This is a genomic window from uncultured Sulfitobacter sp. (genome assembly GCF_947500075.1).
In the GTDB taxonomy this organism is placed as follows: domain Bacteria; phylum Pseudomonadota; class Alphaproteobacteria; order Rhodobacterales; family Rhodobacteraceae; genus Sulfitobacter.
The window spans coordinates 380,076-403,406 of record NZ_CANMQS010000004.1; the positions used below are offsets into that span (position 1 = coordinate 380,076).

The window sequence follows — 23,331 nt, forward strand, 5'->3', positions numbered from 1 at the left end:
TAGCCCCATCTGTCTCCAGACGGGGCCTTCCAAATGGACGATCTTCGTCACCACAACTAGGACCGCATTAAGGTTAATACGACCTATTCCCTTCCAAATGGTTAAAAAAACCCCGCCGGAGGCACAAAATCTCTTTTGGCGGTCCAGAAAAGATTTTAACGCTCCGCGGGGGTTTTTTTAACCATTTGGAAGAAGCGGTTAGGCCATTTCTGCCAAACGATCCAGGGCGGCTTGTAGCTGATCGGCCTCTGATTGGCGCTCGGCGAGGTTTTGGCGGGCCTCAGCAACCACATCTTCGGGCGCGGAGGCGGCGAATTTGGGGTTGTTCAGACGCCCGTTCAGACCGCCGATTTCCTTGTTCAATTTGTCGAGCGATTTTTGCAGGCGGGCCTTCTCCGCGTCGATGTCGATCAGACCTTCGAGCGGCAGGCCGAAGGTCGCACCCGGCGCGGGGATGGAGGCGGTGCCTTTGGGGAAAGTATCCACTTTATCAAGGCTTTCCACGCGGGCGAGGCGTTTGATCATCGTCTCGTTGCGCGCCCATGCGGCCTGCCCAGCGGCGTCGATGTCGGTCATCAGCAGGGGCACTTTGAGGCCTGCGGGGACGTGCATTTGGGCGCGCGCAGAGCGGATGTTTTCAATCAGCGTGATCACCCAGTTGAGCTCGCGGTCAGCGGCCTCGTCCAGATGGTCGGCGAGCCTATATGTGGGCCAATCGGCGTGGATCAGCATTTTTTCGCGTTTTGCGGTGGTTTGCCACAGTTCTTCGGTGATGAACGGCATGATGGGGTGCAGCAGGATCAGGCATTGATCCAGCACCCAAGCCATTGTTTCCCTTGTTTCTTCCGCCTCTGGTGCGTCGTCTTGCAGCAGCGGTTTGGACAGTTCCACGTACCAGTCACAGACCTTTCCCCAGACAAAGGCATAAAGCGCGCTGGCAGCATCGTTGAAACGGTAGTTTGAGAGGGCCTGATCGACCTCTTCCCGCACCCGCGCCGTCTCTCCGACGATCCATTTGTTGAGGGTGGCAGCGGGAGTCACAACCTGTACACAACCTGTACACCGTTTTTGCGCCGCCTCACCGTCAAAGACGCCGTTCATCTCTGCAAAGCGGTGGGCGTTCCAGAGTTTTGTGCCGAAATTTCGGTAGCCCTGGATGCGCTGGGTCGAGAGTTTCAGGTCGCGGCCCATGGCGGCCATGGAGGCCAGCGTGAAGCGCACGGCGTCGGCGCCGTATTCGTCGATCAGTTCCAGCGGGTCGAGGACGTTGCCGAGGGATTTCGACATTTTCTTGCCCTTCTCGTCGCGGACGAGGGCGTGGACATAGACCGTGTCGAAGGGTTTTTGTTCCACCACAGCGTATTGCATCATCATCATCCGGGCGACCCAGAAGAAGATGATGTCAAACCCGGTGATCAGGACCGAGGTGGGGAAGTATTTGTCGAGCGCTCCGGTTTGTTCGGGCCAGCCGAGGGTGCCGATGGGCCAGAGGCCGGAGGAGAACCATGTGTCGAGGACGTCCGGGTCGCGAACGAGACCAATTTCAACAATGCTGTTTCCGTCTTCACAGCCGTGCATCGTGAAGGTGCCGTCTTCCCAATTTCTTTCTTCAAATTCCAGCTCCGATTTTGGAGCGAATTCTTGATAGAATTTGCGGGCCTTCTCGAAGGCTTCATTTGCTGACGCTGCGCAGAAAGCCACTCTTTTTCCGGGAAAGCCATTGGGGTCAGCAACAACGTCAGGATGGGGCCCATACCAAACCGGTATCTGATGTCCCCACCACAACTGCCGGGAGATACACCAAGGCTCGATATTCTCCAGCCAATGGAAATACACCTTCTTGTCCTGCTCCGGCAGGATCTGCACATCGCCATTGCGCACGGCGTCCAGTGCGGGGCCGACGATCTTGTCGGTGGCCACAAACCATTGGTCGGTGAGCATCGGCTCGATGACGACTTTGGAGCGGTCGCCGAAGGGTTGCATGATCTTCTTGGCCTCGACGAGGGGGGTGGCGATGGGTGAACCTTCGTCTTCCGACGCAGAACCACCCATCCTACGGCCGAGGCGCGGATCGTCGTCTGTGGTCATCACGGCGAGGCCTTCGGCGGTGATGTCGGCGACAACGGCCTTGCGGGCCTCGAAACGGTCAAGGCCACGGTAGGCTTCGGGGACGAGGTTCATCGCGGCGATCTTCGCTTCGTCAAACGTCTCTTCACCGTTGGCGATGCGCTGGGCCACCGCTGCTTCCTCGGCGTAGGGCCGACCGTCTGCGCGCATCGCACCTTTTGTGTCCATCAGGTTATACATCGGGATATTGCCGCGTTTGGCGACTTCGTAGTCGTTGAAGTCATGGGCACCCGTGATCTTCACCGCGCCCGAACCGAAATCGGGATCGGGGTAGTCGTCGGTGATGATCGGGATCAGACGGCGGTGCTCTTTCGGACCAACCGGGATTTCACACAGCTGGCCCACGATGGGCGCGTAGCGTTCATCGGAGGGGTGCACCGCAACCGCGCCGTCGCCCAGCATGGTTTCAGGCCGCGTGGTGGCGATGGAGATGTAGTCGCGTTCCTCGGTCAGGGTGACGTTGCCGTCTTCGTCTTTCTCCACATAGGTATAGGTCGCGCCGCCGGCGAGCGGGTATTTGAAGTGCCACATGTGACCGTCGACTTCGGTGTTTTCGACTTCGAGATCGGAAATAGCGGTTTCAAAATGCGGGTCCCAGTTCACGAGGCGTTTGCCGCGGTAGATCAGGCCCTTGTTGTACATGTCGACGAAGACTTTGATCACGGCGTCGTGGAAATTACCTTCCTCGCCTTCGGGCGCATTTGGCGCACCGGACATGGTGAAGGCGTTGCGGTCCCAGTCGCAGGAGGCCCCGAGGCGTTTCAATTGCTCGATGATCGTGCCGCCGGATTCCTTCTTCCATTCCCAGACCTTGTCGAGAAACGCCTCACGTCCCAATTCGCGCCGGCCCGGCTGCTGGGTTTCGGCCAGCTGACGTTCCACCACCATCTGCGTGGCGATGCCCGCGTGGTCCTGTCCGGGCTGCCAGAGCGTATCGAACCCGCGCATCCGGTGCCAGCGGATCAGCGTGTCCTGCAACGTGTTGTTGAACGCATGGCCCATGTGCAGCACGCCCGTCACATTGGGCGGCGGGATCATGATGGAGAACGTCTCCGCCCCCGGCTTGGCGTTGGCGCCTGCGGCAAAGGCACCGGCGCGGTCCCAGGCGGCGTAGAGGCGCTCTTCGGCGTCGGCGGCGTTGAATGTCTTGTCGAGGGCCATGTCATCTTTCCCGTATGCAGTTGATGCGGGTCTAGCCGAGGATCGCGGGAAGGAAAAGGGTGCCAGCGGGGGCGCGCGCCTGCGGGGGGCGCAGCCCCGCCGGGGTCAGGCCGTGAGCGGTTCGCGGGCGCCGGGGCGGATCACCTCCGGATCATAGGGCGTGCGGGCGAAAACCTCATGCACCATGGGCCGGAAGTGGTCCAGCGGCAGGGTGTCATAGGCGGGATCAAAACTCGATTGGTCCCAGCGTTCGCAGAAGGTCACGCAATCGTCGAAATAGATGTGCCCGGCATGGCGGTCGCGTTTGTGCGGGTCCGCGCCCACGTGATGCCCGTAGTAGATCATCTGGAAATCCCCGTGGGTCTGCACACACCAGCTGCATTGCTCGCGCACGAAGGGGCGCAGGATGGTGGCGGCGTATTCATCGTGGTTGTAGGGCGCATAGATGTCTCCGATGTCATGCAGCAGCGCCGAGACGATCCAGTCGATGTCTGCCCCATCGCGTTCGGCCCGCGTGGCCGATTGCAGCGAATGGCCCAGCCGGGTGATCTGGTAGCCCGACAGCCCTTCGTCCAGATCGACAAGCGCATTGAGCAGGCGGTCGGCGGTGCCTTTGGTATAGGCGACCTCATGGGCGGTCAGAAAGGCGTAGTCTTCGGCAGTGCCGTCTTTCATCTGGGTGAATTTCACACGGTCCATCGGGCAATATCCTTTTGTCTTGCGGCGCAGTTGGGTCGTGGTGCAACCCTATGGCGCGAAAGGGTTGCGGGTAAAGAGGCCGCACTGGACACTGCACATTCCCAAGCTAATGTCCGCTTGGAGAATTGGCACCAATCAGAGGCAGCACAGCATGGAAAAATTCGGAAAGAGTCAATCGGTCATCCGGACTGAGGATGTGCGGTTTCTGACCGGCGCGGGGCGGTATGTGGATGACATCGCACCTGCGGGCGCGCTGCACGGGTTCTTCTTCCGCTCCTCTCAGGCCCATGGGGTGATCACGGAACTGGATGTGTCTGACGCGGCAGCGGCGGAGGGGGTGCATGCGGTGCTGACCTGTGCGGATCTTGAAGCGGCGGGGATTGATGTGTCGATGCCCGGCACGCAGGTGCAGAACCGCGATGGCAGCAAGGGGGCAGGGCCACTGCGCCCGCTGCTGGCCAAGGATCGGGTGCGCTATGTGGGGGAGCCGATTGCGCTGATCGTGGCGGAGACCATGGCTCAGGCGCGCGATGCGGCTGAGATGATCCTGTTTGATGTAGATGACCTGCCTGCCAAGGTGGATGTGGCCGCAGGCGGGGAGACCTTGCATGCCGAGGCCCCAGACAACAAAGCCTTTGACTGGGGCATGGGGGACGAAGCCGCCACGCAGGCGGCCTTTGATGCAGCGGCCCGGACCGTGGCGCTGGATGTGGAGGACAACCGGATCATCGTGAACTCGATGGAGCCGCGCGGGTGTTATGCCGAATGGGTCGAGGGCCGGCTGCATGTGGCCAACAACGGGCAGGGGGTCTGGGCGCACAAGGGCTATCTGAGCAAGGCGTTTGATCTGGATGAAGCGGACGTGCGCGTGACCAATCCCGACACCGGCGGCGGCTTCGGGATGAAGGCGATGGCCTATCCGGAGTATTTCTGCGCGGCACAGGCCGCGCGCGTCACCGGCCGCCCGGTGCGCTGGATGTCGGAGCGCACGGAGGCGATGCTCAGCGACAATGGCGGGCGGGATCTGACCTCGCTGGCGGAATTTGCCTTTGATGCGGACAACAGGATCACCGCCTACCGGGTCAGCACGCGCTGCAACCTCGGTGCCTATAACTCGCAGTTCGCGCAGGCAATTCAGACGATGCTGTTCAGCCGCGTGTTGATGGGGGTCTATGACGTGCAGACCACATGGCTTCAGGTCGAGGGGTATTACACCAACACCACGCCGGTGGATGCCTACCGCGGGGCCGGGCGGCCCGAGGCGATCTATGTGTTGGAGCGCCTGATCGACCGCGCGGCGCGCGAGCTGGGCGTGGATCCTTGGGACCTGCGGCGCGTGAATTTCATCAAACCCGCGCAATTTCCCTACACCACCGCCACGGGGGAGACCTACGACGTGGGGGATTTCAACCTCGTGCTGGACAGGGTGATGCGTGAGGCGGACACCGCCGGGTTTGCTTCCCGCAAGGCTGCGGATGCGCAGCGCGGCCTGCTGCGGGGCATCGGTTTGTGTTACTATATCGAGAGCATCCTGGGCGATCCCTCCGAAGGCGCGATGGTGGATTTTGAGGACGACGGCACCGCGACGATCTACGTCGGCACACAAAGCAACGGACAGGGGCATGAGACAGTCTATGCGCAGTTCCTGTCAGACCAGACGGGTATCCCCGCGCATCTGATCCGGGTGGTGCAGGGCGACAGCGACCTGATCGCCCAAGGCGGCGGCACGGGCGGTTCGCGCTCCGTGACGACGCAGAACACGGCCACCCTGGCGACGGTAGAGACGATCAAAGAGAGCTTCACCGCCTTTCTGGCAGAGGAAATGGGCGTGCCTGCGGCTGAGATCAGCTTTGACGACGAACGCTTCCGCGCTGACGGCTCAAACCTGACGCCCACGATGCTGGAAGTGGCGGAGATGGCCCGCACCAAGGGCCGCGATGACCTCCTGAGCCATCACGAACGCGCGACACTTCCGGGCCGCAGCTTCCCCAATGGGGCGCATGTGGCGGAAGTGGTGATTGATCCCGATACCGGCGTTGTGACCACGGATCGCTACACGGTGGTGGATGATTTTGGCAATCTTATCAATCCAATGCTGGCCGAAGGGCAGGTGCATGGCGGTGTTGTGCAGGGCATTGGTCAGGCGGTGCAGGAGCGGGTGGTCTATGACGAGGACGGACAGTTGCTCACGGCAACGTTCATGGATTACGCCTTGCCACGGGCGGGCGACATTCCCCATATCTCCTTTACCTCAGAGCCGGTGCCTTCGACGGCCAATATCATGGGCATGAAAGGCTGCGGCGAAGCAGGGACCGTCGGCGCACTGGCGGCAATTGCAAATGCCGTGCAAGATGCGGTGTGGGATCAGGGTGTGCGACAGGCGGATATGCCGTTCACGCCGCACCGCGTTTGGGAGATGTTGCAGGGTGAGAAAATCGCCGCTGAATGAAGGATCGCAGGAAACGCTGCTGAACCGCCTGCTGGGGCGGATCTGGCGCAGGCCTGAGACGGACTTCGGCCCGCGTCGCGGCCCGGTCACGCATCTGATCATTCTGGACGGGACGATGTCGTCGCTGCACCCCGATTGCCAGACCAACGCAGGCCGCGCCTATATGCTGGCCCGCGAGATGGGCGGGGCGCTGTCGATCTACTACGAGCCGGGTCTGCAATGGCGCGACTGGCGCTCGGCGGTGGATGTGATGATGGGGCGGGGCATCAACCGGCAGATACGCCGTGCCTACGGCTATCTGGCATCGCGCTACCGCGTGGGCGATCGCATCTATTTGCTGGGCTATTCACGCGGCGCATATGCGGTGCGCAGCCTTGCAGGCGTGATTGACCGGGTGGGGTTGTTGCGCGAAACCCATGCCACGGAAAGCAACGTGCGCGACGCCTACCGCCACTATGAATGCGACCCAACTTCAAACGCCGCCCGCGCTTTTGCCCGCAGCAAATGCCATGACCGGGTCGAGATCGAGATGATCGGCGTCTGGGACACGGTCAAATCGCTCGGCATCAACGCTCCCATCCTGTGGCGGTTGAGCGAGGAACGCCATTCCTTCCACACCCCGGATCTGAGCGGCATCGTGAAGAACGGCTTTCACGCGCTGGCCCATAATGAAACCCGTGTGGCCTATAAACCGGTGCTGTGGGAAACCCATGACGCCTATGCGGGCCGTGTCGAACAGGTCTGGTTCCCCGGCACCCATGGCGATGTCGGCGGGCAACTGGGCGGCCACAACATCGCCCGTCCTCTGGCTAACATCCCCCTGATCTGGCTCCTGAGCCGCGCCCAGGAAAGCGGCCTGCCGCTGCCGCAGGGCTGGGCGCTGCGCTATCCCACCGATCCGCTGGCCCCTTCCGTCGGCACCTTCCGCGGCTATGGCCGGGTGTTCATGACACGCCGCAAACGCAAGGTCGGCTTTGATGCCTCCGAACGTTTGCATGAAAGCATCGAGCAGCGCAGGAATGCCAAGGCCGACAAACCCGGTCTGATTGAACAACTTCGTCTGAGGTGGACCGCCTGACCCTGCTTCCAAATGGTTCAAAAAACCCTGCCAGAGGCCTGAAATCTCTTTTGGAGCACCAGAAGAGATTTTAGCTCTCCGAGGGGGTTTTTAGAACCATTTGGAAGGGGCGTCGGGCGGCAGTACTCTTGGGGGCAGAGGTCAGGCGATTTTCATGATCAGGCAGGTGGTGGACCCTGTGGCATAGAGTTTGCCGTCTGCCACGCCGCGGATCTCGCCCGTTGCGACGCCGGTGGAGCGGCCTGCGTGGGTTGTCGTGCCGATGCAGTCGATTTCCATGCCAAGCGGGATGCCGCGCAGGATGTTGATCTTGTATTCCAGCGTTGTGTAGACCGATCCGCGCGGCACATGGGTCATCACCGCGCAGGCCATCGCTGAATCGAGGAGCGTGCCGTACCAGCCGCCATGAACGGTGCCCATCGGATTGGTGACACTGAACGATGGCGCGCCGCGAAAGACCGCGCGTCCCTCTGCCACTTCGCGCAGGATGTATCCCATGGTTGCGGCGATGGGCGGGCCGGGGTTGGTGCCATCGAGGATCTTCTGCATGAACTCAAGGCCCGACAGTTTCAGGGCTTCGGATTGGCTGAGCAGGTCTTCGGGGGTTTCGGCGATACGCGGCATGGGGCCTCCGGCAAGTGACATGTCCGGGGGAGGCTACTGGCTGGGGCTGCGGGGGCAAGTCTTACGCGACGTCTTCCAGCGTGGCTTGTGGTGTGACCCCCAGCGCGCGGCAGACATCGCGGGTCAGTTCGGCCCGGTTGAGCGTGTAGAAATGCAGCGCTTCCACGCCTTCATCGACCAGGTCACTGCACAGTTCCGTGCAGAGCGCTGTTGCCAGCAGGTCGTGACGGTTGTCCCGCAGTGCGGCCTCGAAGGCCTGATCCAGCCAGTCCGGCACCACCGCGCCGCAGCGCTGGGCGAAGTTGCGCGCGGATGTCCAGTTCACAATCGGCATGATGCCGGGCGTGATGGGTTTGTCGATGCCTGCGGCCGCACAGGCGTCGCGGAACCGCAGAAAAGTATCCGGCTCAAAGAAGAACTGGGTGATTGCTTCATCCGCGCCTGCATCGAACTTGCGTTTGAGCCAGTCGATGTTGGCTTGTGGGCTGGCCGCATCGGGGTGCGGATCGGGGTAGGCCCCCACGCGGATGTTGAAGGTGCCGGTCTCCGCAATGGCGGTGATCAGTTCACAGCTGTCTTTGAACCCGTCGGGGTGCGGGGTGAACTGCGCGTCGCCTGCCGCCGGGTCGCCGCGCAGGGCGACGATGTCGGTCACGCCAGCCTTGGCATATCCGTGGGCGACGGCCATCGTCTCGTCCTTGCTGGCGCCGACGCAGGTCAGATGTGCCGCCACCGGCAGGCCGGAGGTGCGGCGCAGCACGTGGGCCGCGTCATGGGTCAGATCGCGGGTGGAGCCGCCGGCGCCATAGGTCACCGAAAAGAAGCGCGGCGCCAGCGGGGCCAGTGTCTGCGCTGTGTCCCACAGAGTGAAAGCCGCGCCAACCGACCGGGGTGGGAAGACTTCGAACGAGACAGCGGGCGTGGTCATGGCGGCATCCTTTGACTTGCGATGCCCTCTTGTCTCACGATTGCTGATGTGAGACAAATTCATAACTTTCATCTTTAACATGAGGATCACCTCACATGCACATTGAGTTCCGCCATTTGCGCACCATTCAGGCGATCCATGAAGCAGGCGGGTTGGCGCGGGCGGCCGAGCAGATGAACATCACCCAATCCGCTTTGTCCCATCAGGTCAAAGGGTTGGAAGATCAGGCGGGGGTTGAGCTGTTTGTGCGCCGCTCCAAACCGTTGAAACTGTCGCCCGCAGGGCAGCGGTTGCTGAAGCTGGCGCAGCAGGTGTTGCCGCAGGTGCAGGCGTTGCAGGATGAATTCTCAGGCCTGCGGGAAGGCAGCACGGGCCGGATGCACATCGCCATTGAATGCCACGCCTGTTTTGAGTGGTTGTTTCCGGTGTTGGAGCAATTCCGGCGAAGCTGGCCGGATGTGGATGTGGACATTCGGCCGGGTCTGGCGTTTGACGCCTTGCCTGCGCTGTTGCGTGAAGAGGTGGATTTGGTGGTGTCGTCTGATCCGGAGGAGCTGCCGGGGGTGAAATTCGTTGAGTTGTTTGATTACCAGGCGGTTTTTGTCGCCGCGAGCACCCATCCCCTGGCGGAGAAACCCCATGTTGAGGCGGCGGATTTTCGCGGGGAGACGCTGATCACCTACCCGGTGGACCGCGCGCGGCTGGATGTGTTCAGCCAGTTGCTGATCCCGGCCAAAGTGGAACCGGCTGCCATTCGGCAAGTGGAACTGACGGCTGTGATCCTGTTGCTGGTGGCCTCCAATCGCGGGGTGTCGGTCCTGCCCGATTGGGTGGTGCGGGAGGTGAAATACTCCTCTGACTACGTCACGCGGCCCTTGACCGCGCAGGGCATCACCCGGCGGCTGTATGCGGCGGTGCGGGAGGACGATCTGGGCAAACCCTTCATGGACGAGTTGCTGAAACTGGCAGGAGATGAGGCGCGCAAACTGCAAGCGGTCTGAGCAGGCACGCGCCCCTTGGCAATCGGTGCTGTCGGGCCTATACGCCCCCTCTAAACCCAGCAAAGGACACTCCCCATGGTCGGCAGCGCTAACCTCAACGTGATGATGAAAACCGCGCGCAAGGCAGGGCGGGGGTTGCTCAAGGACTTTCGCGAGGTGGAGAACCTTCAGGTGTCGGTCAAGGGCGCGGGGGATTTTGTCTCCAAGGCCGATTTGACCGCCGAAAAGATGATCAAGGAAGAGTTGCAGCGCGCGCGTCCCTCCTATGGCTGGCTGGCCGAAGAGGGCGGTGCCGAGGACGGCGAAGACCCCACGCGCCGCTGGATTGTCGATCCGCTGGATGGCACGACGAATTTTCTGCACGGGATGCCCCACTGGTCCGTTTCCATCGCGTTGGAGCATAAGGGGCAGGTGGTGGCGGGGGTCGTTTATGATCCCACCAAGGATGAGCTGTTCTTTGCGGAAAAAGGCGCAGGTGCCTTCATGAACGAGACGCGGTTGCGGGTGTCCGGGCGCACGCGGATGCTGGAGTGTGTGTTTGCCACCGGGTTGCCCTTCGCGGGCCGCTCTGATCTGCCGCAGACCTTCCACGAATTGGGCCGCGTCCTGCCGGGGTCCGCTGGGGTGCGGCGGCTTGGCTGCGCCTCGCTTGATCTGGCGTGGGTTGCGGCGGGCCGGTTTGATGGGTTTTGGGAGCGTCGGTTGAACGCCTGGGATCTGGCGGCAGGCATGTTGATCGTCAAGGAAGCGGGCGGCATGGTTGAGGGGCTGGACAAGGGCGATGACGTGCTCGAAGACGGCTCTATCATCTGCGCGAATGAGCCGATGTTCGGGGCGCTTGCGAAGCTGGTGCGTGGCTAAGTCACTGATCTGACGGGTGGTTGACGCCGTCGGTCCAGCGAATGGGCTCATGCTCCCAAGTGTTCACACCGTCAATGCAGCCGATGTTGATCCCGCATTCACTGGGGTCTGAGCGGCGCTGGTGGTGGGTGTAGATGCCGCAGGTCTTGCAGAAGTAGTGCTGCGCCGCATGGGTGCCCCAGGTGTAGAGAGTGAGGTTGTCCGCCCCTTCCACCACTATTACGGTTGTGGCGGTGGCCATCACGGCACCGGCCTGACGGCGGGCACAGAACGAGCAGGTGCAGCGGCTGACATCGCCCAGCCCGCGGGGCAGGTGGGCATACAGTACAACCGCGCCACAATGGCAGCGGGCAGTGATATCCGTGGCATCAGTCATCGGCGTTTGATCCTTGGTATGCGGCTTTCGATCGCGTCATAGGTGGCTTCGGGGTGGGGCGGGTGTCCTTCGGTACGCTCCCAGAACGCAGGCCCGCCGCGTTTGAGCCAGAGAGGCAGCGCCAGCAGGATACCCGCAACAAAGCCCCCCGCATGGGCCCAATAGGCGACCCCGCCTTCGTCCGGGTTCGCCCCGATGCCTCCGATGAACTGCATCCCGAACCAAAGCATCAGCATGATCCACGCAGGGATTGGGAAGATGCGGAAGAACACGATGAAGATGATCAGAATATCGACCTTGGCCTTGGGGTAGAGCAGCAGATAGGCCCCCATGACCCCGGCAATCGCGCCGGATGCGCCGACCATGGGCACCATGGAGGAAGGTTCAAACACCACCTGGGCAAGACCTGCGGCAACCCCTGCCAGAAGGTAGAAGATAAGATAGGGGATATGCCCCATCTCATCTTCCACGTTATCGCCATAGATGTATAAAAACAGCATGTTACCCGCCAGATGCATCCAGCCGCCATGCAGGAACATCGACGTGAACAGCCCCTCGAACCCCTGACCGCTGCTGACCCGCGCGGGGAAAAGCGCCCATTCGTAGTAGAATGCGCCAATCGCACGCGGGTCGGACAGCAGGGCGAGATAGCTCAGGAAAATGCCGATGTTCAGCGCCATCAGGACATAGGTAACATAGGGCGTGCGCCCGGACGGGTTGTGATCGCGGATCGGAAACATGGGCGCACGCTGGGTGATTGCTCACCCAGCGTCAAGGTCTGTTAGAGCAGCCAACCCAAATCCTGAGTGCCTCAGGTTTTGGGTTGGTTACTCTAGGTCGCAGCCCCCAAGAGTGCGGCGTTGCCACCGGAGGCTGTTGTATCCACGCAGACGTGCCGCTCAGCCCGGACGCGGGCCATGTCGGGCAAGCCGCAGATCAGGGGCAGGATGGGACCGTGGCGCCGGGCCAGTGCCTGTTCGATGGCGCGGGCGGTGTCGGTGTCGCCCCACCACAGGATGCCGCCATAGTCGGGTGCATCCGTCAGCAACGCGGGGTCAATCTGACCGGTGGCCTTGATCGCATGCCCGCCGAGCGCCTCGACGGCGCGCGCTTGGGCAGCGGCCGCTTCAGGGCCCGGCCCCATGCACAACAGGGCCGCGCGGGGCAATGTGGAGAGGCGGTTTGATTCCCCCGTCGGGCCAGGCATCGAGAGGGTTTCAATCGGCGTCTCCGCGTTGTGTGGCGGCAGGAACGGAAGCGTTTTTTGTGTTTCTGACCAAGCTGTTGTAGCCGTTTGTTCATCTGGTGCGCTGAAGCGTGGGAGATAGTTCGGCCCGCCTGCCTTCGGCCCCGTGCCGGACAGACCTTCACCGCCAAACGGCTGACTGCCGACGATGGCGCCAATCTGGTTGCGGTTGATGTAGATGTTCCCGGCTTCGATCCGTTCAGAGACATACTGCACCCGGTCATCAATGCGCGTGTGCAGCCCAAAGGTGAGGCCATAACCGGTGGCGTTGATGTCGTGGATCACCTTGTCCAACTCGGAGGATTTGAAGGTCGCCAGATGCAGGACCGGGCCGAAAATCTCCCGCTCCAGATCGCCAATGCTCTGGATCGAAATCAGCGTGGGTGCGATGAAGGTGCCGCCATTCGGCGTTGGCAGTTCGGCGATGATGCGGCCCTCCGACCGGGCGGTTTCAATGTGAGCGGCGATGCCGCTGCGGGCGGTTTCGTCAATCACCGGGCCCACATCAGTGGACAGATGCCAGGGGTTCCCCATCCGCAAGGCGTCCATCGCGCCCACCAGCATCTCTGTCAGGGTGTCGGCAATGTCTTCCTGCACATAGAGGCAGCGCAGGGCAGAGCAACGCTGCCCCGCAGACTGAAAGGCGCTTTCGACAATCGCCTGCACGGCCTGCTCAGGCAGCGCTGTGCTGTCGACAATCATCGCGTTCAGCCCGCCGGTTTCCGCAATCAGCGGTGTGCCGGGGGCGCAGTGCTTGGCCATCTGGGTGCGGATTTTCAACGCAGTAGCGGTCGAGCCGGTGAAAGCCACGCCGCCCAGACGCGGATCGCCTGTGAGGGCTGCACCGACCGCGCCGCCACCCGGCAACAGTTGCAGCGCGCTGCGGGGTACGCCCGCCTCATGCAGCAGCCGCACCGTCAGATCCGCAATCAGCGGAGTCTGTTCGGCAGGTTTCGCAAGCACAGCGTTGCCCGCAGCCAAAGCAGCAGAGATCTGGCCGGTAAAGATCGCCATGGGGAAGTTCCAGGGTGAGATGCAGGTGAAGATGCCCGCCGCGGGCGCGTTGGTGGCTTGCGCGGCGTAGTAGCGCAGAAAATCAACACCTTCGCGCAGTTCGGCTACGCAATCCATCAGGCCTTTGCCCGCTTCGCGCGCCAGCAGGGCAAAGATCTCCCCATAGGCGTCTTCGAGCAGATCTGCCGCTTTCAGCAACACGTCGCGGCGCTCTTTCAGCGGGGCATCCCATGGCTGGGCCGCGTCAAAGGCATCGGCCACATCCATGAGTGAGGCAGGATGGACGGTGCCGACCGGATGGTCGGGCCGGAAGGGGTTTGCCACTGATTCTGCGGCTTCGGGATGCGCATCGCCTTTGGCCAGCAGGGGTGCTGCCTCCCATAGCTGGTCCTTGAACGGCGCACGGGCGGTGTCAATGCGCGTCAGCGTCGGCGCATGGGTCAGATCGAAACCGCGCGCATTGGCGCGTTGCGGTTTGAAGACCTCCGGACCTTTGGGGATGGTGATGGCGGCGTCTTGCAGTTTGGCAAACGGATCCTCCGCGACAACCTCCGGCGGCACGTCCTCATCCACGATCTGGTTCACAAAGCTGGAGTTCGCGCCGTTTTCCAGCAGGCGGCGGACCAGATAGGCCAGCAGATCCTTGTGCGCACCAACCGGCGCATAGATGCGGCAGCGGGTCTTGTGCTGTGCCATCACCAGTTTGTGCAACGTCTCCCCCATTCCGTGAAGCCGTTGGAATTCATAGGCTTGCGGGTCAGCCTTCATGTGAAGAATGGCGGCGACCGTGTGGGCGTTATGGGTGGCAAACTGCGGATAGATACGGTCCGTCATGCCCAAAAGCCGCCGTGCGTTGGCGATGTAGGACACGTCCGTTGCAGGCTTGCGGGTAAAGACCGGGAAGCCATCAATGCCTTCGACCTGGGCGCGTTTGATCTCCGTATCCCAATAGGCGCCCTTGACCAGCCGCACCATGATCTTGCGATCATGGCGTTGCGCCATCTCATAAAGCGCGTCGATCACCGCCCCGGCGCGGGGGCCATAGGCCTGCACGACCACACCAAACCCGTCCCAACCGGCCAGCGCAGGCTCCGACATCACCCGGTCAATCACGTCGAGCGACAGCGACAACCGGTCCGCCTCTTCGGCATCGACGTTCAGACCCATGCCCGCTGATTTCGCCAGCAGGGCAAGTGCCCGCAGGCGGGGCACCAGATCGGTCATCGCGGCCTCTTCCTGCGCGACTTCGTACCGTGGATGCAGCGCGGAGAGCTTCACTGAGATGCCGGGATTCTGGCGGATGTCCTTGTGGGTGCACGCCGTCGCGATGGCGGAGATCGCGCGGGAATAGCTCAGGTGATAGCGTTTTGCGTCGGCTTCAGTCCGCGCGGCTTCGCCCAACATGTCGTAGGAATAGGTAAAACCAATTTTCTCCATGCCTTCCGCACGTTGCATGGCGGCGTTAATGTCCTCTCCCAGGACGAACTGCCGCCCCATTTCCTTCATCGCACGCGACACTGCTGTGCGGATCACAGGCTCCCCCAGCCGTTTGATGGCGGCGCGCAGATGGCGGACAGGACCGGGTTGATCATCGTCCAGCACCCGGCCTGTCAGCATCAACCCCCAGGTCGAGGCGTTGACGAGGCTTGACGTGGAATGGCCCAGATGGCGGCCCCAATCGGACGGCGCGATCTTGTCCTCAATCAGCGCATCCATCGTGTCGGCATCCGGCACCCTCAAAAGCGCCTCCGCCAGACACATCAACGCAACGCCTTCGTCGGTGGACAGGCCATATTCGGCGAGGAAGACTTCCATCAGCCCCGGCGCAGTGCTGGACCGGATCTGGCGCACCAGATCAGCGGCAGAGGCCGAAATCGCGGCTCTGTCGTCGGTCGTGAGGGCAGCTGTGTCGATCAGATCCGCCAGAACCGCCTCCGGATCGGCATAGGTCAAGGTATCAATCTGGTGGCGCAGGTCGTGGGCTGTGTCGCGGGGCATGGCTTCCTCCGATGGGTGATATGGTTAGATTACACTATCCATGAAAGCCATTTGGCCTTAACATCGACAAATAATTAGGCGTTTGATCGGAAATATGGATGGAAGAGGTCCCAAATGACCTGCGGAACTTCGACCGCTTTGACCGGGCGATTCTACAGGTGCTGGCGGAAGACGCGCGGATCACGGTGGCGGATCTGGCCCGCCGCATCGGTCTGTCCAAATCGCCCACCCAGGCGCGCCTGCGGCGGTTGGAGCAAACCGGCGTTATTCTGGGCTACCGCGCGCTGCTGGACCCGATCCGGTTGGGGCTGGACCACGTCGCCTTTGTCGAAGTCCGGTTGAGCGACACGCGAGAGGCCGCGCTGCGCGCTTTCAACGCGGCGGTCGCGCGGCAGCCGGAGATCGAGCAAGCCCATATGATCGCAGGAAATTTCGACTATCTGCTCAAGGTGCGCACCCAGAATATGACCACCTACCGCCGGTTTCTGGGAGAGACGATTTCGACCCTGCCGCATGTTGCCAGCACTTCAACCTATGTTGCGATGGAAGCGGTCAAGGAAACTGTCCTAGGGGTGGAGGCTTGACCTGAGCCGCTTGCGTGCCATCCTTTGGGGCATGCGACATCTCATCTTCTCTGCCGTGCTGGCCACCCTCGCCATACCCGCATTTGCCGCCTGTCCGGAGCCGAAAGACACCCAGCGCGACATGCTCAACCTGATTGCCAAATCACAGGCCGCGCCGAATTTCACCGAAGGCAGGCGCGTGTCGGCCGAGATGTGGGAACTGTGGCTGCAAGCGCCTGATGAACGGGCGCAACAGGCGCTGGATGCAGGCATGCGCAGGCGCGAAGTGTCGGACTTCGTGGGGGCGCTGCGGGAGTTTGACCGGCTGGCGGCGTATTGTCCGACCTATGCCGAAGGGTTCAACCAGCGCGCGTATTTGTATTTCCTCAGCGGTCAGCATGACAAGGCGCTGGTCGATCTGGATATCGCGCTGTCGCTTCAGCCCCTGCATATCGCGGCACAAGCGGGCAGGGCGCTGACCCTGATGAACCTGGGCCGCATCGAAGAGGCCCGCGAACAGATGCTGATCGCGGTTGAAAACAATCCCTGGCTCTCCGAAAAAGCCCTGCTGGCCGAAGGCGCGCCGCTGGGGCCGAAGGGCAAGGACATCTGAGCATTTACACCACCCGCGCTTGGGCTATGGTGCAGCCCATGCGGGCGTGATGGAATGGTAGACATACCAGACTTAAAATCTGTTGGGGCGTAGCCCCGTGTGGGTTCGAGTCCCACCGCCCGCACCACAAAAGACTTCCCCCTTCTGAAGTCCCCCTAAGGCTTTGAACGGCAAGGAATATTCCGGAGTTCTAGCCCCTGTATTTCGACAGTATGTGAGGGGGCCCGTTAGTGCATAACGTAGTACCGTGCGTCGCAGGGCAACATGACCTGTTTCCCATAGTTTCCAAGGGTTTGCGAGGAACGTCAGCGCAGGTTCTGGTTTTTCCTCAAAACTCCCCTGCGGCTCTGCCTGTTTTGCCAGTTGTTCGGTCAAGACGGCTTTTCCACGCTCGAGTGCTACGATTTCACCATTCGTAAATCGGGGTCATGGTCTCGCTCTCTGCCTGCATAATGCGTTCCATCAGTTTTTCGCTGCGGGCGGCCTTTGAGTTTCAGAGCAATGGAATGATTGCCTAGATAGCGCAATTTCGCTTACGGTTAAATCAAAGGTTGGGCATCCAGATGATACCAGAAGCACATGATCGGACAGGGACTTTCAGTGATGCCGCATGGAGCGACGTGATCAGCGCTGTCGATCGCACCTACTCCGAGTTGGTGGCCTATCAGGAACAGTTGGAGGCCCAAAACGCAGAGCTTGATGAATTGCGGCGGTTTATGGCGTCGGTGCTGTCATCGGTGTCTGATCTGTTGGTGGTGGTGGACCAAGAGTATGTCATTGAGCGCACGGGCGGAGCGATTGACCGCGTGCTGGGGCCCAAACACCTGGCGCACCCCGGTGCGATGGTGGACGATCTTGTGGTCGATGAGATGCGCGAAAAATTGCGCTGTGTGATTGATCAGGTGATTGCCTCACAAGAGGCCGTCACGCTCGAGATTGACGTGATGACAGATGCGGGTCCGACGCCACTGGAGCTGAGCGTGGGGCCGCGGTTGGATGAACGGGGCCGCAGTCGCGGTGCGGTGCTGGTCGGGCGCCCGGTCGGTGAGTTGCGCAGTGCCTATTCCGATCTGGAGGCGAGCCATGCGGCGCTGAAAGAAGCGCAGGGCCATCTGGTGCGCAACGAAAAGCTCGCGTCACTAGGGCGTCTGGTCGCCGGTGTGGCGCATGAGTTGAACAACCCGATCAGCTTTGTCTACGCCAACACGCATGCGCTTGAGAAATACACTTCACGCTTCGAGACGTATTTTGAAGCGGTGCAATCGGGGGCGGACCGCAACGCGCTGATTGCGCTGCGCGAAGAGCTGAAGCTGGACCGGACGCTCAAGAACTTGCGCGGTGCGATTGACGGGGCCAAGGATGGTGCCGAACGGGTGCGCGATATCGTTGAGGACCTGCGCAGGCTGAGTGCGGAAGGATCTGGCGAAACGGTGAGCTTTGATCTGATGACGACGGCGCGCACGGCAGCGGATTGGGTGATCCGGGGGACAAAGACGCCGGTGAAAGTCTCCTTTGAAGGTGGAGCGACGCGGCTTGCATTGGGCAATCCCGGTCATGTTCAGCAGATCGTCATGAACCTTGTGCAGAATGCGGTGGACGTGCTGGCGGAGAAGGAAGACGCGCAGATCCACCTGCTGGTGTTTGAGCAGGACGATACGGTCCTGTTGCATGTGGCGGACAACGGTCCCGGCGTGCCGACAGAGGCAGTGCCATCGGTTTTTGATCCGTTCTTTACCACCAAGCCAGTGGGCAAGGGCACGGGGCTGGGCCTCTCGATTTCCCACAAGATTGCAGAGGAACATGGCGGGGCGCTGATCCTCTTCGATACGGGGCCTGAGGGGACGTGTTTTGAGCTGACCCTGCCCGCAGGAGGTGCGACTTGAACGTGTTGTGGTTGCAGTCGGCGGGATGTGGCGGGTGCACGATGTCACTGCTTTGTGCCGAGGGCCCCGGGGTATTTGACCTGCTGAAGGGGGCGGGGATTTCGTTTTTGTGGCACCCGGCCTTGTCTCAGGAAACCGGCAGCGAAGTGCGCCGGATTTTGGCGGATGTGGAGAGCGGTGCGCTGCCGCTGGATGTGCTCTGTGTCGAAGGGTCGATCCTGACGGGGCCTAAGGGCACGGGGAAGTTTCAGATGCTGTCGGGCACGGGGCGGTCGATGCTCGATTGGGTGCTAAGCCTTGCGCCACGCGCAAATCATGTGGTCGCGGTCGGGACGTGTGCCACCTATGGCGGGGTGACATCGGCGGGCGGTAATCCAGCTGGCGCGATTGGTGTGCAATATGACGGGCATCAACCGGGCGGGGCCTTGCCAGCGCGTTTCCGGTCCAAGAGCGGGCTGCCGGTGGTGAATGTTGCGGGCTGTCCGACGCATCCCGATTGGGTGACGGAAACGCTGCTGTTGTTGGCCGCAGGAGAGTTGGCAGAGACTGATCTGGATGCATTGGCGCGACCGTTGTTTTACGCTGAAAATCTGGTGCACCACGCTTGTCCCAAAAACGAATTTTATGAATACAAGGCGAGTGCTGAAGAGCTGAGCCAGATGGGCTGCATGATGGAGCATCTGGGCTGTGTCGGCACGCAAGCCTCGGGCGATTGCAACATCAGAGGCTGGAATGGGGGTGGGTCCTGCACGCGGGCGGGATACCCCTGCATCAATTGCACCGCACCGGAGTTTGAAGAGCCGAACCATCCTTTCACGCAGACGCCCAAGTTTGCAGGTATTCCCATCGGGTTGCCGTCCGACATGCCCAAAGCATGGTTCATGGCTCTCGCCTCCTTGTCGAAGGCCGCGACACCCAAGCGGTTGGCGGAGAACGCGGTCGCAGACCGGGTCAAGGTCGTGCCAAGTATCAAGTCAGGAAAACAATGAACACGCGCAATTTGCTGGTCGGTCCGTTCAACCGGGTTGAGGGCGATCTCGAAATTCGGCTGGAGGTCGAGGAGGGAAAGGTCACCAGCGCCTATGCCAATTCACCGATGTATCGTGGGTTTGAGCCGATGATGCTGGGCAAGGCCCCGATTGATGCGCTGACCATCACACCCCGCATCTGCGGGATTTGTTCGATCAGCCAATCCTCGGCGGCGGCCGCAGCGCTTGGGTCGGCGGCAGGCCTCGCGCCCGCGCCGCAGGGCGCTCTGGTCGCGGCAATCATGCACGGGATCGAAAATGTCTGTGATCATCTCACGCATTTCAACCTGTTCTTTTGTGCTGATTTCGCACGTCCGGCCTATGCTGGGCGCGATTGGCATGACCGGGCCGTGACGCGGTTCACGGCGATGGAGGGCTCCGCCGTGCGGTCCTGCATCGAGGCGCGGGCGCAGTTGTTGCACATCGTTGGGTTACTGGGGGGCAAGTGGCCACATACGTTGGCGATCCAGCCCGGCGGCGTCACCCGCGCGCCAACGGTGCGCGACCGCATCCGCATGAGCTCGACCCTTGCAGCGTTTCGGCGCTATCTGGAAACGGTATTGTTTGGCGCACCTGTTGAGGCGTTCGCAGCGCTGTCGACGGCGGAGGCAATCACCGGTTGGTCACGCGGTGATGCGGGGCTGTTCATGGAAATCGCCTCTGACCTGCGCTTGAGCGAGACGGGGCAGGGGCCGGGGCGGTATCTGTCGTTTGGGGCTTATCCGCTGCCTGAAGGGCGCAGCTTTGGTCCCGGTGTGTGGGAAAACGGTACGCTGTCACCGATGGATACCGACCGCATCCGCGAGGACCTCAGCCACGCGTGGATGCTGGGGGACGACGCCCATCCGCGTCAGGGGCAGACGACACCAGATGAAGACATGCGCGACCCCGCCTATAGCTGGTGCAAGGCCCCGCGCATGGCGGGGCAGACGATGGAAACGGGTGCCTTTGCGCGCCAGGTCGTGGATGGGCATCCGGCGGCTTTGGATCTGGCGGTAGACGGGTCAAACGTCTTGGCACGGGTGGCGGGGCGGCTGCTGGAAGTGGCGCGCACTCAGATGATGATGGAAGAGTGGGTGGCACAGATCAGGCCAGAGGCCTCTTTCATGGATGATGTGCCGGTGCCGCGTGAAGGCCAAGGTGAAGGGCTGGTCGAGGCGGCGCGCGGATCCCTGGGGCATTGGATCCGCATTGAGGCGGGCAAGATCGCGAGCTATCAGATCATCGCGCCAACCACATGGAATTTCAGCCCGCGCGACGCCCATGGAACCCCCGGCCCGGTGGAAGCCGCCTTGGTCGGAGCCGAGGTAGGCGCGGAGGAAGACACCCCGCTGAGCGTGCAACACATCGTGCGCAGTTTTGATCCCTGCATGGTCTGCACAGTCCATTGAACAAGGGGCTGCGCATTCGGGTGCGCGGTCAGGTGCAGGGCGTGGGGTTCCGCCCGTTTATCTGGCAGTTGGCACAGCGGTTTGACGCCGTCGGTGAGGTGCTGAACGATCCAGAAGGCGTGTTGATCCATGCTTTGATTGCTCATCCTGATCCCTTTGTTGCGTCGATACGGGATGAGGCACCACCGCTTGCGCGGGTGGATGCAGTGGAGGTTGAGCCGTTCGTCTTTGACACCCTGCCGACGGGTTTTGAGATTGTACAAAGCCAGGGTCGTGGCGCCGAGACACGCGTGGCACCAGACGCGGCGACCTGTGATGCCTGTCTTGCAGATATCCGGGCCGATGATCCGCGTAGACGGGGGTATGCGTTTACGAATTGCACCCATTGCGGGCCACGCTTCACGATCCTGCACGGGCTGCCCTATGACCGGGCGCAGACGACGATGGCCGGTTTTGAGATGTGCCCGGCCTGCGCCGCAGAATATGCCGACCCGGCAGATCGCCGGTTTCATGCGCAGCCGGTGGCCTGTGCCACCTGCGGTCCGCAGGTTTGGTTCGAAAACGCTGGGGCGCGGCGTGAGGATGCCATCGCTGAGGCGGCAGCTTGTGTGCGGCAGGGGGGCATTCTGGCGATCAAAGGCTTGGGCGGTTTCCACCTGTGTTGTGACGCGACAAATGCGGAGGCCATTGAAGTGTTGCGCGCGCGCAAGCATCGGCCCGGCAAGCCGCTCGCCTTGATGGGCACCGACGCACAGGTGGAGAAATTTGCCGCGCCCAGTGAGGCGGATTGGGAGTCGCTGCGCGCGGCGGCAGCCCCCATTGTACTTTTGAAAAAGCGAGCAGCGCTCCCTGAAGCCCTGGCACCGGGGCAGGCGCTTTTGGGGTGGATGCTGCCCTATACGCCGCTGCACCATCTTGTGCTCGATGCGATGGACCGGCCTTTGGTGATGACATCGGGGAACCTGTCTGGCGAGCCGCAGGTGATCGGCAATGATGAGGCGCGGGAGAAATTGGCTCCGCTTGTGGATGGCTATCTCATGCACGACCGCGACATCGCGCGCCGGTTGGACGATAGCGTGATGCGCAACACGGATCACGGGCCCATAGTCCTGCGCCGCGCGCGGGGACAGGTGCCTGAAACACTGCCGCTGCCCACTGGGTTCGAAGATCCGCCACAGGTTCTGGCCTTTGGCGCGCATCTGAAGTCTGCGATCTGCCTGATCAAGAACGGGCAGGCGCTGCTGTCACATCATCTCGGGGATCTGGACGATGCGCTGACCTGGGATGAGTTTATCAAGGCGGATGCGGATTATGCGGGGTTGTTTGATCATGCGCCCGAGGTTTTTGCCTGTGATCTGCACGAGGGGTATCGGTCGTCCGAACATGCGCGATCCCGTGCGATAGAGGGTCAGCTTGTCGAAGTTCAGCATCACCACGCGCATCTGGCGGCCTGTCTGGCCGAGAACAATTGGGCGCGCGATGACGGGCCGGTGGCGGGCATCATTCTGGATGGTTTGGGCCTTGGGTCCGATGGGACGATCTGGGGCGGGGAGCTGCTGCTTGGGAGTTATGTCGGATATGAGCGGGTGGCGCATCTGGAGGCGGCTCCCTTGGTCGGCGGGGATGCGGCACAGCGCGAACCGTGGCGCAATGCAGTCGCGCGGCTGGATCTCGCGGGATTGTCTGCGGTTGCGGATCACCTTTTTGCGGACCAACCGGTCGGGATCCTGCGTCAGGCCGCGCAGGCGGGGATCAACACCGTGGCGTCTTCCTCGGCAGGGCGTTTGTTTGATGCGGTGGCGGCGGTCATTGGGGTGCAAGCGGGCGCGCAGAGTTTCGAGGGCGAGGCGGCAATGCGGATGGAAGCAATGGCGTCCGGTCCGTTTGACGATCCCTATCCTTTTGGTGCAGACCTGAGCACCGCGCCCTTGTTTCAGGCGATTGCGGCGGACGTCGCGGCGGGGCGTGATCCAGCGATTATGTCCGCGCGGTTTCATGCGGGGGTGGCAGAAGCGTTTGCGGCGCCTGCACGTGCTTTGGTCGAAAGCGGTTCGGCCAAATCGGTTGCGCTGTCAGGCGGGTGTTTTCAGAACGCTTTGCTGTTGGATTTCACGATCCGGGCGTTGGGTGATGTGCCGGTCTTGATCCATCAAAAGGTGCCTGCAAACGATGGTGGATTGGCCTTGGGACAGGCCGTGATTGCCGCAGCACAAGCGTTAGCGGACCGGTAAGCGACTGGCCACCTTGCCGTGCCAACGGTCAATTGGCAGTCAGTTGATCGGTTCTGCGAT

At 61.8% G+C, this 23,331-nt stretch carries 17 protein-coding genes and 1 tRNA gene; 11 read left to right on the forward strand and 7 right to left on the reverse strand.

Features of this window, described 5'->3' with window-relative positions; translation table 11 throughout:
• Window positions 1-198 precede the first annotated feature (198 nt).
• Together Q1A91_RS14775 and Q1A91_RS14780 are read right to left on the reverse strand one after the other, a co-directional pair.
• Entirely contained in the window at window positions 199-3,288 is a 3,090-nt protein-coding gene (locus Q1A91_RS14775) for a valine--tRNA ligase (protein WP_299878887.1), read from the reverse strand.
• Between the two features lie 105 nt (window positions 3,289-3,393).
• Window positions 3,394-3,987 carry an HD domain-containing protein gene (locus tag Q1A91_RS14780; protein ID WP_299878890.1) on the reverse strand — a complete coding sequence of 198 codons (594 nt, stop codon included), beginning with the start codon at window positions 3,985-3,987 and terminating at the stop codon, window positions 3,394-3,396.
• Between the two features lie 151 nt (window positions 3,988-4,138).
• On the opposite strand from Q1A91_RS14780, the gene Q1A91_RS14785 reads away from it, so the two are divergent.
• Window positions 4,139-6,436, forward strand: coding sequence for a xanthine dehydrogenase family protein molybdopterin-binding subunit (locus tag Q1A91_RS14785; RefSeq protein WP_299878893.1), 2,298 nt, complete (start codon window positions 4,139-4,141; stop codon window positions 6,434-6,436).
• Window positions 6,437-6,464: 28 nt separating this feature from the next.
• Window positions 6,465-7,514 (forward strand): DUF2235 domain-containing protein, encoded by a 1,050-nt coding sequence (locus tag Q1A91_RS14790; protein WP_299879467.1) that lies wholly within the window; start codon window positions 6,465-6,467, stop codon window positions 7,512-7,514.
• A 141-nt stretch (window positions 7,515-7,655) separates the two neighbouring features.
• Here Q1A91_RS14790 and Q1A91_RS14795 read toward each other — a convergent pair whose 3' ends face one another.
• Window positions 7,656-8,138, reverse strand: a complete 483-nt coding sequence (locus Q1A91_RS14795) for a PaaI family thioesterase (protein ID WP_299879470.1) — start codon at window positions 8,136-8,138, stop codon at window positions 7,656-7,658.
• Between the two features lie 61 nt (window positions 8,139-8,199).
• The gene (gene metF / locus Q1A91_RS14800; RefSeq protein ID WP_299878896.1) at window positions 8,200-9,066 is read right to left on the reverse strand and encodes a methylenetetrahydrofolate reductase [NAD(P)H]; all 867 of its coding nucleotides are present in this window, start codon (window positions 9,064-9,066) and stop codon (window positions 8,200-8,202) included.
• A gap of 95 nt (window positions 9,067-9,161) precedes the next feature.
• On the opposite strand from metF, the gene Q1A91_RS14805 reads away from it, so the two are divergent.
• Both Q1A91_RS14805 and Q1A91_RS14810 read left to right on the forward strand, forming a co-directional pair.
• Window positions 9,162-10,067 (forward strand): LysR family transcriptional regulator, encoded by a 906-nt coding sequence (locus Q1A91_RS14805; RefSeq protein ID WP_299878899.1) that lies wholly within the window; start codon window positions 9,162-9,164, stop codon window positions 10,065-10,067.
• Window positions 10,068-10,142: 75 nt separating this feature from the next.
• Complete coding sequence (locus tag Q1A91_RS14810; RefSeq protein WP_299878902.1) at window positions 10,143-10,928, forward strand: inositol monophosphatase family protein; 786 nt, start codon at window positions 10,143-10,145, stop codon at window positions 10,926-10,928.
• Between the two features lies 1 nt (window position 10,929).
• Here Q1A91_RS14810 and Q1A91_RS14815 read toward each other — a convergent pair whose 3' ends face one another.
• The 3 genes from Q1A91_RS14815 to putA all read right to left on the reverse strand — a co-directional run bounded on the left by Q1A91_RS14815 (window position 10,930) and on the right by putA (window position 15,562).
• Window positions 10,930-11,304 (reverse strand): GFA family protein, encoded by a 375-nt coding sequence (locus Q1A91_RS14815; RefSeq protein WP_299878905.1) that lies wholly within the window; start codon window positions 11,302-11,304, stop codon window positions 10,930-10,932.
• Complete coding sequence (locus Q1A91_RS14820; RefSeq protein ID WP_299878908.1) at window positions 11,301-12,044, reverse strand: rhomboid family intramembrane serine protease; 744 nt, start codon at window positions 12,042-12,044, stop codon at window positions 11,301-11,303. Before Q1A91_RS14820 ends, Q1A91_RS14815 begins: the two co-directional genes overlap by 4 nt.
• A gap of 92 nt (window positions 12,045-12,136) precedes the next feature.
• Entirely contained in the window at window positions 12,137-15,562 is a 3,426-nt protein-coding gene (gene putA, locus Q1A91_RS14825) for a bifunctional proline dehydrogenase/L-glutamate gamma-semialdehyde dehydrogenase PutA (protein WP_299878911.1), read from the reverse strand.
• A 98-nt stretch (window positions 15,563-15,660) separates the two neighbouring features.
• Here putA and Q1A91_RS14830 point away from each other — a divergent pair, with 98 nt between their 5' ends.
• The 7 genes from Q1A91_RS14830 to hypF all read left to right on the forward strand — a co-directional run bounded on the left by Q1A91_RS14830 (window position 15,661) and on the right by hypF (window position 23,271).
• Complete coding sequence (locus Q1A91_RS14830) at window positions 15,661-16,146, forward strand: Lrp/AsnC ligand binding domain-containing protein (RefSeq protein ID WP_299878913.1); 486 nt, start codon at window positions 15,661-15,663, stop codon at window positions 16,144-16,146.
• Window positions 16,147-16,177: 31 nt separating this feature from the next.
• Window positions 16,178-16,738, forward strand: a complete 561-nt coding sequence (locus Q1A91_RS14835; protein WP_299878915.1) for a hypothetical protein — start codon at window positions 16,178-16,180, stop codon at window positions 16,736-16,738.
• Between the two features lie 40 nt (window positions 16,739-16,778).
• Window positions 16,779-16,865, forward strand: a tRNA-Leu gene (locus tag Q1A91_RS14840).
• A 436-nt stretch (window positions 16,866-17,301) separates the two neighbouring features.
• Window positions 17,302-18,621 carry an ATP-binding protein gene (locus Q1A91_RS14845; protein ID WP_299878918.1) on the forward strand — a complete coding sequence of 440 codons (1,320 nt, stop codon included), beginning with the start codon at window positions 17,302-17,304 and terminating at the stop codon, window positions 18,619-18,621.
• Entirely contained in the window at window positions 18,618-19,610 is a 993-nt protein-coding gene (locus Q1A91_RS14850; protein ID WP_299878920.1) for a HupU protein, read from the forward strand. Before Q1A91_RS14845 ends, Q1A91_RS14850 begins: the two co-directional genes overlap by 4 nt.
• Complete coding sequence (locus Q1A91_RS14855; protein WP_299878922.1) at window positions 19,607-21,040, forward strand: nickel-dependent hydrogenase large subunit; 1,434 nt, start codon at window positions 19,607-19,609, stop codon at window positions 21,038-21,040. Before Q1A91_RS14850 ends, Q1A91_RS14855 begins: the two co-directional genes overlap by 4 nt.
• Window positions 21,037-23,271 (forward strand): carbamoyltransferase HypF, encoded by a 2,235-nt coding sequence (hypF, locus tag Q1A91_RS14860; RefSeq protein ID WP_299878924.1) that lies wholly within the window; start codon window positions 21,037-21,039, stop codon window positions 23,269-23,271. The genes Q1A91_RS14855 and hypF overlap by 4 nt, the downstream gene beginning before the upstream one ends.
• Window positions 23,272-23,331: the final 60 nt, after the last annotated feature.